The 13,702-nt window shown below is 37.8% G+C and carries 12 protein-coding genes and 1 riboswitch; of the genes, 2 read left to right on the plus strand and 10 right to left on the minus strand.

Features of this window, described 5'->3' with window-relative positions:
• Position 1: 1 nt before the first annotated feature.
• Positions 2-180, minus strand: a riboswitch (cobalamin riboswitch).
• Positions 181-386: 206 nt separating this feature from the next.
• Positions 387-1,934 carry an acyl-CoA carboxylase subunit beta gene (locus tag HF990_RS05835; RefSeq protein WP_016837774.1) on the minus strand — a complete coding sequence of 516 codons (1,548 nt, stop codon included), beginning with the start codon at positions 1,932-1,934 and terminating at the stop codon, positions 387-389.
• A gap of 18 nt (positions 1,935-1,952) precedes the next feature.
• On the minus strand, positions 1,953-2,351 hold the full coding sequence (mce, locus tag HF990_RS05840; protein ID WP_016837773.1) for a methylmalonyl-CoA epimerase: 399 nt from the start codon (positions 2,349-2,351) through the stop codon (positions 1,953-1,955).
• A 125-nt stretch (positions 2,352-2,476) separates the two neighbouring features.
• Between mce and prli42 the strand changes: the two genes are divergently transcribed.
• Entirely contained in the window at positions 2,477-2,569 is a 93-nt protein-coding gene (gene prli42 / locus HF990_RS05845) for a stressosome-associated protein Prli42 (RefSeq protein WP_016837772.1), read from the plus strand.
• Between the two features lie 228 nt (positions 2,570-2,797).
• Here prli42 and HF990_RS05850 read toward each other — a convergent pair whose 3' ends face one another.
• From HF990_RS05850 to lpdA, 8 genes are all read right to left on the minus strand, one after another.
• Positions 2,798-3,238 (minus strand): BrxA/BrxB family bacilliredoxin, encoded by a 441-nt coding sequence (locus tag HF990_RS05850; RefSeq protein WP_016837771.1) that lies wholly within the window; start codon positions 3,236-3,238, stop codon positions 2,798-2,800.
• 117 nt (positions 3,239-3,355) lie between these two features.
• The gene (gene meaB / locus HF990_RS05855; protein ID WP_016837770.1) at positions 3,356-4,441 is read right to left on the minus strand and encodes a methylmalonyl Co-A mutase-associated GTPase MeaB; all 1,086 of its coding nucleotides are present in this window, start codon (positions 4,439-4,441) and stop codon (positions 3,356-3,358) included.
• Positions 4,438-6,585: a methylmalonyl-CoA mutase gene (gene scpA / locus HF990_RS05860; RefSeq protein WP_168412203.1), complete on the minus strand. Its 2,148-nt coding sequence runs from the start codon at positions 6,583-6,585 to the stop codon at positions 4,438-4,440. The genes meaB and scpA overlap by 4 nt, the downstream gene beginning before the upstream one ends.
• The gene (locus HF990_RS05865; protein ID WP_168412204.1) at positions 6,582-8,276 is read right to left on the minus strand and encodes a methylmalonyl-CoA mutase family protein; all 1,695 of its coding nucleotides are present in this window, start codon (positions 8,274-8,276) and stop codon (positions 6,582-6,584) included. The genes scpA and HF990_RS05865 overlap by 4 nt, the downstream gene beginning before the upstream one ends.
• Before the next feature lie 132 nt (positions 8,277-8,408).
• Entirely contained in the window at positions 8,409-9,701 is a 1,293-nt protein-coding gene (locus HF990_RS05870; protein WP_016837767.1) for a dihydrolipoamide acetyltransferase family protein, read from the minus strand.
• A gap of 11 nt (positions 9,702-9,712) precedes the next feature.
• On the minus strand, positions 9,713-10,696 hold the full coding sequence (locus tag HF990_RS05875; protein ID WP_016837766.1) for an alpha-ketoacid dehydrogenase subunit beta: 984 nt from the start codon (positions 10,694-10,696) through the stop codon (positions 9,713-9,715).
• Between the two features lies 1 nt (position 10,697).
• On the minus strand, positions 10,698-11,693 hold the full coding sequence (locus HF990_RS05880) for a thiamine pyrophosphate-dependent dehydrogenase E1 component subunit alpha (protein WP_016837765.1): 996 nt from the start codon (positions 11,691-11,693) through the stop codon (positions 10,698-10,700).
• A 32-nt stretch (positions 11,694-11,725) separates the two neighbouring features.
• A complete protein-coding gene (gene lpdA, locus HF990_RS05885) occupies positions 11,726-13,153 on the minus strand; it encodes a dihydrolipoyl dehydrogenase (protein ID WP_016837764.1) in 1,428 nt (475 codons plus the stop codon).
• Positions 13,154-13,335: 182 nt separating this feature from the next.
• Here lpdA and HF990_RS05890 point away from each other — a divergent pair.
• On the plus strand, positions 13,336-13,702 hold a 367-nt coding region (locus HF990_RS05890; RefSeq protein ID WP_168412205.1), incomplete at its 3' end, for a transposase.

Here is a 13,702-nt window from a genome sequence, read left to right on the forward strand (position 1 = left end):
CTACCATCCACTCCATACGGCAGGTCTCCTGGCTTAGAGTCATCGCTACAAAATCGCCTTCCCGTTTGCACAGTGGCATTTGATTTTGAGCTCCTCTTCACAGTGGCGGGACCGCACTAGATTCTCACTAGTTTCCCTTTTAAGCTAATTTTCATTAGCACCGTATAGATTATTCAGTTGTTGAAATTTAGTTGAATTGTAGCATATTGTTTGAAAAATTTCTATATCTTTCTATAAATAAGACAAAATAATTACTAAATTCATATAATATTCATTACCTTTTGATATGAAATATTGTTAGAACCAATTTGAATTTTTGGAAAAATCGAAGTACAAACTGGGATTAGCTTGTGCTTCTAATGGTACGTAATTGGAAACTTTCACAATTATAGCGGAATATTTCCGTGTTTTTTCTTAGGTCTTGATTCTTCTTTATTTTCAAGCATTTCTAATCCTTGAATTAACTTAATGCGAGTTTCTCTTGGATCGATTACATCATCAACCATTCCAAGTGAAGCAGCAACATATGGATTAGCAAATTTTTCTTTATATTCCTCAATTTTTGCTTGGCGTGTAGCTTCCGGATCTTCTGAATTTGCAATTTCGTTCGCAAAGATGATGTTAGCAGCACCAGCAGCACCCATTACGGCTATCTCTGCATTTGGCCAAGCGAATACTAAATCTGCACCAATGGCTTTTGAATTTAGCGCAACGTATGCTCCACCATATGCTTTTCGTAAAATGACTGTAATTTTTGGAACGGTTGCTTCAGAATAAGCATATAAGATTTTAGCACCGTGACGAATGATACCGCCATGTTCCTGTTTAACGCCAGGGAAGAATCCTGATACGTCTTCAAATGTAATGATTGGAATATTGAATGCATCACAAGTGCGAATGAAACGGGCAGCTTTATCGGATGAGTCAATATCAAGACCACCTGCTAAGGCCTTTGGTTGGTTACAAACTAATCCAACAGATTGTCCAGCAATACGAGCAAATCCTACAACAATGTTTTTCGCAAATTCAGAATGCACTTCCATGAAGGAACCTTCATCCACCACTTGTTCAATGACTTTACGAACATCGTAAGGACGTGTAGGTTCAATTGGAACAACGTCAATTAATTCAGGACGCCAATCGTCTCCTTCAGGGCGTGGTAATTTTGGTGCTTTTTCTTTATTACTTTGTGGTAAATAGCTTAATAATCTCTTAATTTGTTCAATCGCTTCTTCTTCAGAAGGGGCGCGGAAATGAGCGTTACCGCTAATTGTGTTATGCACTTTTGAACCGCCTAAATCTTCTGATGAAATTTTTTCTCCTGTAACCGCTTCAATTACTTTCGGACCAGTAATGAACATTTGGGATGTTTTATCCACCATTAAAATAAAGTCTGTAATTGCTGGAGAATATACAGCACCGCCAGCACATGGACCCATAATCACAGAAATTTGTGGAATAACCCCAGAATAAATCGAGTTGCGATAGAAGATGTGGCCATAACCGTCTAATGATAATACTCCTTCTTGAATACGGGCACCTCCAGAGTCGTTGATACCGATGAATGGCGCTCCATTTTTTGCAGCCAAATCCATCACTGCAGCAATTTTTTTCGCGTGCATTTCTCCTAATGCACCACCGAATACTGTGAAATCTTGAGCAAATAAATAAACAGGACGGCCATTCACTTTACCGTATCCAGTTACAACACCGTCACCAGGGCCATTTTGTTCACCCATGCCGAAATCTGTTACTCTATGTTTTATAAATGGATTTATTTCAACGAAAGTGCCTTCATCCAGTAATAGATCAATACGTTCACGAGCTGTTAGCTTACCTTTTTCATGTTGCTTTTCAATGCGCTTGTCCCCACCGCCTAAATAAATCTCTCTTTTTCGGTCATACATTTCATCGATTTTATCTAACATATCCATGATTTCTTAACCCCTTTATCACTTTTTTTCATATAGTTCATATAAAACTCCAAAACTATCTTTTGGATGAATAAAGCATGCTTCAGCTCCCCCAGCTGCAGGTATAGGCTCTTCAGACAGAAGGCGAACTCCCTTTTCTTTTAATTCAGCCATTTTTTCTCGAATATTATCTACGCTAAAACAAATATGTTGAATTCCTTCTCCACGTTTTTGTATATGGTTATAAATCGCCCCTTCTTCACTTAAGGGTTGTAATAATTCAATATGTACATTCCCAGCATCGATAAATGCTACTCGTACATTTTGCGATGGAACCTCTTCAATTCTTTCTAATTTTAAACCTAAAACTTCAGTATAATATTTTACTGAATCGTCTAGGTTTTTTACTGCGATTCCAATATGATCGACTTTTTCCATCATGCCACCCCTTCTGTTATAGTACATAATCTATTGTAGCGAAATTACGAAATTTCCGCTACGTACTTGAGAAATTTTTCAGATTTGATAAACTAATCCTATGAAAAAAAGGAGAGAGCGAGAATATGAGCAACAAAAAATTTCAAAAAATTATAGTCTACGCGATGATTGCAATCATGTTACTTTCAACATTAGCATTCGGTTTATCATTCTTCTAACATTCTTTGCAGCGGTTACAAGATATGTAATCGCTTTTTTATTTTGAAAAAATGTATATCAACCAATAACACTGTACCACAACAGAAACAATTAAAAAAATTTGTTATAGAAATAAAATTAAATGATTTCTGAAAATATAGTAAGCAATTTCTCTATTCATGAAATGAATAAGTTAGAATCCGCAATACTTGATTGATACGAGTATGCGGATTCTATTTTTGGTTTAATTATACTTCATCGCAATATTCTTCAAAATTGGCTTGTAAATTTGTAATAACTGACATTACATCGTGTCCTTCTATTTCATGACGTCCTATATCAGCGACAACTTTTCCGTCCTTCAGTAAAACAAAAGCTGGTGATGAAGGAATATGTTCGTCTCCAAAATGCGCACGAGCAGCAGCCGTTGCTTCTTTATCTTGTCCAGCAAAAACCGTTACTAGATGATCTGGACGTTTATCATAATGAATTGCACTTGCCGCTGCAGGTCGCGCAATACCTCCTGCACAGCCGCATACAGAATTAATCATGACAAGAGTAGTTCCAGGACGTGCAAAGGCCTTTTCTACATCTTCTGGAGTTCTTAATTGCTCATATCCAGCATTCTCCATTTCAGCTCGTGCAGTGGTAATAATTTCTTGCATAAATAAATCGTAATCCATACTCATACATTTCAATCTCCTTTCAAGTATTAATTTTAACATAGAAGAAGGAAAAGTTAATTGCAAATACTTCAAAAGGATTCTCTGAAATGGTTTTATACATGGATTACAACCTAAACGCAGCTACTGATTGGGGAACAATTTGTGTATACCTTGCGTTACGGTTAATTTTCCTTGCAATATTTCTTCTTCCAGCTTTTTCACTAATTCTTTGTTTTCTTTATTACCAAAAAATGAATCAATTAGATGGTCGGTAATCATTGAATGGAACCAATCACTTGTTTGTTCCCTTCTTCTTGTGAACCAGTAGCTGGATTCTTTCATTTGTTTTTCAAACGATAAAATCATTTCCCAAACATCTTCCAATCCTGTTTTTTCATAGGATGAAACAGGAACAGTTTTTGATTCCCAACCGGGAGTTGACGGTTGTAAGAAATGCAGGATTTTCCTATATTCTTGAACGGTTTTTTTCGCTTTTTTTACATTGTCTCCATCAGCTTTATGGACAACAATACCATCTGCCAATTCCATAATGCCTTTTTTCAAGCCTTGTAATTCATCACCTGCGCCTGTTAAGACGAGAAGAAGGAAAAAGTCAACCATACCACGCACATACGTCTCACTTTGCCCTACTCCGACAGTCTCAATTAGAATAATATCGTATCCAGCTGCTTCACAAAGAAGCATCGTTTCCCGCGTTTTTTTATGAACACCGCCTAAGGTACCGGCACTTGGTGAAGGACGTACAAATGCGTTTTGATGACGGCTTAAATGTTCCATTCGTGTTTTATCCCCTAAAACGCTGCCGCCGGAAATGGTAGAACTAGGGTCTATTGCAAGAACGGCAACTTTTTTCCCCATCTCGCAAAGCATTGTACCAAACGCTTCAATAAAAGTGCTCTTACCTGCTCCGGGAACCCCCGTTATTCCAATCCGAATACTGTTTCCTGTAAAAGGTAATAATTCTTGCAATAAATTTTGAGCCAGCACCTTATGTTCATGATTGGAACTTTCAATTAAAGTAATTGCTTTTGAAAGCGAAGTGCGCTTTCCTCCGCGCACTTCACTCGCTAATTGCTTTATATCAACTTGTTGTTGCCGCTTTTTTCGAAATTTTTTTGGCGCAACATATGTCATTCCATCGTGTTTGCTTTCAATGCCTTTCATGACATGTAGTGCAGTCTCTTCTGCGTTTTTTTCGTCCATCATTCAGACACTTCCTCATAACCTAATCGACGATAGATTTCTTCAATAATTTTAATCGCTGCAACTGGGATTACTGTACCTGGTCCAAAGATTGCAGATACACCCTTATCGTATAGGAATTGGTAATCTTGAGCAGGGATTACACCGCCAACGACAACGATAATATCTCCTCTACCTAATTTTTCTAATTCTTCAATTAATTCAGGTACTAACGTTTTATGGCCTGCTGCTAAAGAAGATACACCTACACAGTGCACGTCGTTTTCCACTGCCATTTGTGCCGCTTCTTGCGGTGTTAAGAATAGCGGTGAAATATCTACGTCAAACCCAAGATCAGCATAACCAGTAGCAACGACTTTTGCACCGCGGTCATGTCCGTCTTGTCCCATTTTCGCAATTAAAATACGCGGGCGACGACCTTCATTTTCTAGGAATTCATCTGTGATTTGTTTTACTTCTTCAATTAATTCATTATCGGAGAAGTTAGATGAATAAACACCTGAAATTGAACGGATAACTGCTTTATGGCGTCCGCAAACTTTTTCAATGGCATCGGAAATCTCACCAAGTGTCGCGCGAGCACGAGCAGCGTCAACTGCAACAGCAAGCATATTTTCTTCTCCTGTTTCTGCAGCTTTCGTTAAACGTTCAAGATGTCTTTGCACTTCTTCTTCATTTCTTTCTGCTTTCATTTTTTCAAGTCTTTCAATTTGTTTTTGACGAACTAGCGTATTATCAATATCTAAAATATCAATTGGTTCTTCAACGTCTAATTTGTATTTATTTACGCCAACAATCGTTTCCACTTTAGAGTCAATTTTTGCTTGGCGTCTTGCAGCTGATTCTTCTACTTTCATTTTTGGAAGACCTGTTTCAATCGCCTTAGCCATTCCACCCAGCTCTTCAATTTCTTTAATTAACTCCCAAGCTTTTTTCGTTAATTCATCTGTTAATTTTTCCACATAATAAGATCCGCCCCATGGATCGATGACTTTTGTCATAAGCGTTTCTTCTTGTAAGAATAATTGCGTATTACGTGCAATGCGAGCTGAGAAGTCTGTTGGAAGCGCAATCGCTTCATCCAAAGCATTCGTGTGTAAACTTTGCGTATGACCCATCGCAGCAGCATTTGCTTCAATTAACGTACGAGTTACGTTGTTGAATGGATCTTGTTCTGTTAACGACCATCCAGAAGTTTGGGAGTGTGTACGTAAAGCCAAACTTTTCGGATTTTTTGGATTGAATGTGCTCATCATTTGTGCCCAAATTCTTCTAGCTGCACGCATTTTTGCTACTTCCATAAAGTAGTTCATACCAATGCCCCAGAAGAAGGACAATCGTGGAGCGAAGGAGTCAATGTCGATGCCAGCTTTAAGTCCTGTTCGTACATATTCCAATCCATCTGCTAACGTATATGCTAATTCAATGTCCGCCGTTGCACCAGCTTCTTGAATGTGATAGCCGGAAATGGAAATAGAGTTGAACTTAGGCATGTATTTACTTGTATATTCAAAAATGTCAGCAATAATTTTCATAGACATTTCTGGAGGATATATGTACGTATTACGCACCATATACTCTTTCAAAATATCGTTTTGGATTGTACCAGCAAGTTTTTCCGGCGTTACTCCCTGCTCCTCAGCCGCTACAATGTAGAAGGCCATGATTGGAATAACGGCCCCGTTCATCGTCATAGAAACGGACATTTGGTCAAGAGGAATGCCATCAAACAAAATTTTCATATCTTCCACAGAGTCAATGGCAACGCCCGCTTTTCCCACATCTCCTTTAACACGTGGATGGTCGGAGTCATAACCACGGTGTGTAGGCAAATCAAAGGCAACCGATAAACCTTTTTGACCCATTGCTAAATTTCTGCGATAAAATGCATTCGATTCTTCTGCCGTTGAAAAACCTGCATATTGGCGAACAGTCCATGGACGCGCTACATACATTGTTGGATATGGCCCACGGGTATTTGGTGCGATTCCTGGGAAGTCTTGTAAATGTTTTACGTCTTTTATATCTTCATTCTTATAAAATTCTTTTACTTCAATTCCTTCATTTGTTTTAAATGTATGAGATGGTTGAATTTGTTCACTTTTTATTACATCTTGTATATTTACAGAATGAAAGTTTGGTTTCATTGTTGTTGTACCCCCTTCAAGCTTTCAAGAAGCGCAGTGAGCTTTTCCACAATATTTTGACCTGCAAAAATAAATCCGTTTAAACCTTGAGATAACCAGTCTGTTTCTTCTTCTGGGAATTTCCCTGCAACATCTAAAATTAAGCCTTCTTTTCTACTTTCTAATAAAACTGGTACGATTTCTTTTGTTTGATCATTTGTAGCAGCAATCACTACATAATCAGCATCCGTTTGCTGTAACCAATTTTTTGCCTCTTCAATCGATTCAATTTCACCGGATTCTACAGGTACAACACCAGCTGTTGCGAAAAATCCTTCTACAAAGTCCGCTCGAGGTTTAAAGTCTTTTAATTTTCCGTAAGTGAGAATGCCGATTTTTGGATTTACTTGACTGTATTGCTCTCGAAGCATTTCAAATGGAATTGCTAAACGCTTAATATCTTTATATAACGGATTTGTTTCTGTTTGCAGCAGATCAGCTGGATTCGCATAAATGTTTGTACCAATTAACGAATGTTTTCTCGTTTCTACTTGACGAATACGCTCTTTATATACTTCTTCAATAGCTGATTGTAATTTTCCGGATTTTTCGAATTCGTCAATGCCACCTGCTTCTTGAATTTGAAGGAATAATTCCCAAGCTTTTTCTACATATTCTGCCGTTAAAGTTTCTATGAAATATGAACCGCCTGCAGGGTCAAGAACATCATCAACAAATGATTCTTCTTTTAACACTAACACGACATTTCGTGCAATACGAACGGATTGTTCAGTCGGTTTTGTTAATACATCGTATGGGTGAACAGTAATGGCATCTGCTCCTCCGATTAACGCAGCAAAGGCTTCATTACCAGCACGGAGTAAATTTACGTAAATATCGTATTTAGAGAAACTGCGTAATGATGTTTCCACCAATACTGGAACTGGAACTGCTTCCGCATTGTATGCCGTTGCAAAGGCTTTCCATAAAACTTTAAAGGCACGCAATTTTGCAATTTCTTGGAAAAAATAAGTATCAATTGCAAAATTTACGAAAAATTTATTTGCAAAGGATTCAAAGGATTCAGACTTCTCGGCATATTTTGCCGCTTGAGCTAGCGCAAGAGCAAGTTCTTGTACAATATGTGCACCATCGTTATGATAAGGAACTGTATTTGCCGCAAAAGTCCGAACCATCGGAAAATCATCAAGCGTAATTGCTTCTTTTGTAAGAACAAATCCTCTAACTTTTACACGATCAGATTCTTGAATTTTTGAAAATACATTTAAAATCTTGTTTTCGTGTACGATTAATTTAAATGGATACTCAATTAAGTAATTAGCTAATTGAGTTAAAGCCTCTTCGTCCCATTCAAGGATTCTACTATCGATTGTAATGTAACCATTACCGCGATTAACACTATCTTTTATTTTATCAAAGAATTCTTTTGTATTTTCAGCATAAATTGTTTGGGCAGCTTGAACAGATTTTGTAGAATTTAGCGCACGAATCGTGTTTACTTGTTTTTCTAATTGGTCCCCTAATTTTTCCACCAACATTTGTTGTGTATATAACGGTTGTATTGTAACCCCTTCAATTGTTTTAGTAAAGAGTGATTCAAATGGCTTCCCCTTTAAAGATTTTATAGCTGTTTCTTTCCACTCTTCATAACTTGCGGATGGAAAATCGATCTCATGCATGTTGTTTGACATAGACTTCGCTAAACAGCTTCCCCCTTTTCATCAAATTATAAATTTTTATAATATTTATAATACATTAGAAACCGCTACCAATAAAGTATAAAAATTAAAGAAAGCCTTGATTTACAAGGCTTTCTAGCACTTTTAATAAATATTCTTTTCATAATAATTTGTATTTTCGAGAATATCTTTTACTCTATTTAGAAATTTCCCACAAATGTAACCGTCTAAAATTCGATGGTCAATTGACAAGCATAAATTCACCATATCGCGAATTGCAATCATATTATTAATAACGACTGGTCTTTTTACAATGGATTCCACTTGTAAGATCGCCGCTTGAGGGTAATTGATAATACCCATTGATTGTACAGAACCGAATGAGCCCGTATTATTTACAGTAAATGTTCCACCTTGTATTTGATCACTCTTTAATTTTCCGCTTCGAACACTTTGAGACAATTCATTAATTTCTTTTGCAATCCCTTTAATGGATTTGTCATCTGCATTTTTGATTACCGGAACAAATAGGGCATCGTCTGTCGCAACAGCAATTGAAATGTTAATATCTTTCTTCTGAATAATTTTATCTCCAGCCCAAACAGAGTTAAGCATTGGATACTCTTTTAATGCTTGAGCAACAGCGTTGACAAAGAATGCAAAATATGTGATGTTGAATCCTTCTTTTTCTTTAAATTGTTTTTTAATGGAATCACGATATTGTACAAGATTTGTTACATCTACTTCCATCATCAACCAAGCATGTGGAATTTCATGCTTACTTCTCACCATATTGTTAGCGATTGTACGACGAAGGCCGGATACTGGAATTTCCACATCACCTGCTTGTTTCTCAATGTGAATTGGTTTTGGTTGTACTGGTGATGGCGACGGACTTGTTTCTTGAGTTTGAACAGGCTCTTGTACTTGTCGTTCAACGGACGGTACGTTTCCATCCTTCATTGACTCAATAAAGTTTAGAACGTCTTTACGCGTAATGCGACCATTTAATCCTGTACCAGTTACCTGTTCTAAGTCTATATTGTGTTCGCTCGCTAATCTCAATACAGCTGGAGAATATCGATTTTTTTGTTTTGGAATGTTTTCCCCATAATTTGGTTCATTCACTTTTACTTTCACAGGTTCTTTCGTCGCATTGCGAATGGCTTCACTTATATTTGATGATTCTTTTTCCTCAACTACTTCAATCGTACAAATCACCGTTCCTACCGGATACGTCTCGCCTTCTTTACCAATTAATTCCTTGATAATGCCCGTGTAGGATGAAGGTACTTCCGCATTTACTTTATCCGTTAAAACTTCCGCTATAGGATCGTATTTATTTACATGATCTCCAGGTTTAACAAGCCATTTTTCAATTGTTCCTTCTGTAACACTTTCTCCTAATTGAGGCATGATAATTTTTTCAACTGACATACGTATCCCCCTTAAAAAGCGGCTAATTCCCGCATAGCCCGTTCAATTTTTTCAGGATTGATCATGAAAAATCTTTCCATCGTTGGTGCATATGGCATAGCTGGAACATCCGGACCCGCTAATCTCATGATTGGTGCATCCAAGTCAAATAAGCAGTTTTCGGAAATGATGGCTGCAACTTCGCTCATGATGCTACCTTCTTTATTATCTTCCGTAACGAGAAGTACTTTTCCAGTACGGCTTGCGGCTTCAATGATTGCTTCTTTATCCAGTGGATATACCGTACGTAAATCTAAAATGTGCGCTTCTATTCCGTCGTCATGAAGGCGCTCAGCTGCTTGAAGGGCATAATTGACACAAAGTCCATAAGTAATAACAGTAATGTCGTCCCCTTCTCTTTTTACGTCTGCTTTACCGATTGGCAACACGTAATCATCAAGCGGCACTTCTCCCTTGATTAATCGATATGCCCGTTTATGTTCAAAGAATAAAACTGGATCTTCATCCCGAATACTTGCTTTTAGTAATCCTTTTGCATCATATGGAGTGGAAGGGATGACAATTTTTAACCCTGGTGTATTGGCAAATAGTGCTTCCACAGATTGGGAATGATATAACGCACCGTGGATACCACCACCATATGGAGCACGAACAACAAGCGGACAGCTCCAATCATTATTTGAACGATATCGGATCTTGGCTGCTTCAGAGACAATTTGGTTAACAGCCGGCAAAATGAAATCTGCGAATTGCATTTCAGCGATTGGACGCATTCCTACCATTGCAGCTCCAATGGCTACACCGGCAATTGCGCTTTCTGCTAGAGGCGTATCTAAAACGCGCCATTCACCAAATTGTTCATACAATCCTTGAGTAGCTTTAAATACTCCACCTTTTTTACCAACGTCTTCTCCTAAAATAAAAACGTTTTCATCTCTTTCCATTTCTTCTTTCATCGCCAAATTAATCGCTTCAATAAAAGACATTACCGCCATCTTATTCATCCCCTTCCCAATAAACATATTTCAACGCATGTTCTGGGGGAGCATAAGGTGCTTTTTCTGCATAATCTGTCGCATCATTCACAATTGCCATCACTTTGTCATTTATTTCTTCTAGAGTTTCTTTCGTTGCGACATTTGTATCGATTAAGTAGTTACCAAATAACAGCAACGGATCGTTTGCTTTCCCTTCTGCTACTTCCTCCCTAGAACGATATTTGTCATCATCATCGGAAGAGTGGCTCGTTAATCGATAAGTTACTGCTTCGATTAAGCTCGGACCTTCACCTCTAAGTGCACGATCAACGGCTTCTTTCATCACTTTATAAACAGCTAAAGGATTTTTGCCATCAACGGAAGCACCGTGCATTCCATATCCAATAGCTCTGTCAGCCACGCGACCGCCCAATTGTTTTTCAACTGGTACAGAGATGGCATATTTATTGTTCTCTACCATGATGATAACTGGCAATTTATGAACGCCAGCAAAGTTTGCTCCTTCATGGAAGTCACCTTGGTTTGTGGAACCTTCTCCCAATGTTACAAAAGAAACTAATTCTTTGTTTTGTAATTTTCCTGCTAAAGCAACTCCTACAGCATGTGGTACTTGAGTTGCTACTGGAGATGATCCAGTTAAGATTCGATTCTTTTTATAACCAAAATGTCCAGGCATTTGTCTACCACCGGAGTTTGGATCTTCTGCTTTCGCAAACGCAGACAACATTAAATCCCTTGGTGTCATCCCAAAATGCAACACAACTCCCATATCACGGTAATATGGTGCAATATAATCCCTTGTTGGATTTAACGCAAAGGCAGCCCCTACTTGAGCAGCTTCATGGCCTTGACAAGAAATAACGAATGGAATTTTCCCAGCTCGGTTTAGTAACCACATACGTTCATCAAGTCTACGAGCTAAAAGCATTGTTTCATACATTTGTAACACATCGTTGTCTGATAAGCCTAATTGTGCATGATGTAAGTCGGACATTGATACACTCCCCTTTCACAAAACAGTTCTCATCATATATGAATCGCTTTTCCATCAACCGCTAAAGCAGCTTCATTTAAAATTTCGCTTAATGATGGATGCGGATGGATGGTTTCGCCGATTTCCCAAGGTGTTGCATCTAAAGTTAATCCTAATGCAGCTTCTGAAATTAAATTCGTTACATGCGGACCAATCATATGCACACCGAGTAAATCATCTGTTTCTCGATCTGCTATGACTTTAACAAAACCTTCTGTTTCACCATATACCACTGCTTTTCCAATTCCCTTAAATGGAAAGGTTCCTATTTTCACATCGTAATTTAACGATTTTGCCTCATCTTCAGTTAACCCAATGCTTGCAACCTCTGGGAATGAATATACGCATCTTGGAATGTTTCGGTAATTAATTGCTTTTTTCTTTCCGGATGCAATATGTTCCACCGCAATAATCCCTTCGTGAGAGGCCACATGGGCAAGCTGAACACCACCAATGCAATCTCCTATAGCGTATATATGTTTTTCTTTCGTTTGGTAAACATCATTTACTTTGATAAAGGAAGAATCCGTTTCAATCTCAGTATTTTCCAACCCTAAATTTTCAATATTTCCAATGCGGCCTATTGAAATTAACATTTTCTCCGCTTCAAATTTCTTTTCTTCACCGTTCACGTTTGCGTTAATTGTTACCGAATTATCACCTTTTACGATGGATGAAGGGGAGATTTCGGCTTTCGTCACGATGTTAATACCGCGTTTTATAAGCTGTTTTTCCATTTCTTTTGATATGGCTATATCTTCATTTGGCAAAATGCGATCTGCATATTCTAAAATTGTTACTTTCACGCCAAAATCGCTTAAACAAGAAGCCCATTCAATGCCAATTACACCGCCACCGATTATAATCATGGATGCTGGAAGCTCTTCCATTTCCAATATTTGATCGGAATTTAAAATCATTGTCCCATCATATTCAATTCCGTTAAATGGACGTGGCTTGGCTCCAGTTGCGATGATGATATTTTTAGGCAACAGCATTTCATTTTCAGACCCATCATTCATCTCAACTGATACCGTTCCCCCTGCCATTGGAGAAAATATGGATGGTCCTAAAAGTCTTGCAGTTCCGTAATAGCAATCAATTTTTCCTTTTTTCATTAACCCTTTGATACCTTGATGTAACTGTTCAATTACACTTTTTTTTCGTTCTTGTAATTGTTGAAGATTAAATTGAATGTTTGAAATTTGGATTCCATATTCTTTTGCATTACTAGCATCACGATACATTTCCGCACTTCGTAAGAATGTTTTCGTTGGAATGCACCCTCTATGAAGGCAAGTACCACCTAATTTTTCTTTTTCAACGATGGCAGTCTTTAAACCTAATTGCGCTGCTTTTATTGCTGCAACGTATCCCCCAGTTCCTCCACCAATAATGACTAAATCATATTCTCGAGCCAAAGCCATCCCTCCAAATCAATTTCATCTATAGCGAAATTATTTTTGTCTTCTACTTGAGTTAATTTCATAATTCTCACCCCTTGATTTTCAAGGGATTCAAGACAATAAAAAATGGGTACCTCCCCAAATTTCGTTATAATGGTAAGTAACCAAACAAACCATACGAAAGAGGTGAGTACCCTATGACTATTGTAAAACAAATTTCTCTTTTTGACATCCATCAATTATTAGAAATGGAAAGTTCCCATCGTTATGATGCCATTTTTAGTGTGATTGACATTCAACCTATTTTTCAATTGTTTTCTAAAAAGACATTGAAAGGTGCACCACGTGAATTGAATTATGGTGCAATGATTCAATCGCTGATTATTCGTATTGTCGAACGAATTCCAACAATGAAGGATTTAGTCAAACGTTTGGTCCATGATCCTTTATTTCGTTTCGACTGTGGATTCCTTGTGTCTGATGTCGTACCATCTGAAAGCTCTTATTCACGCATGATTCAAGTCATTAGTGAATCAGATGTGCTAGATAAAATGAACGATACAC

The organism is Ureibacillus thermosphaericus, from assembly GCF_012396605.1.
Lineage (GTDB): Bacteria > Bacillota > Bacilli > Bacillales_A > Planococcaceae > Ureibacillus > Ureibacillus thermosphaericus.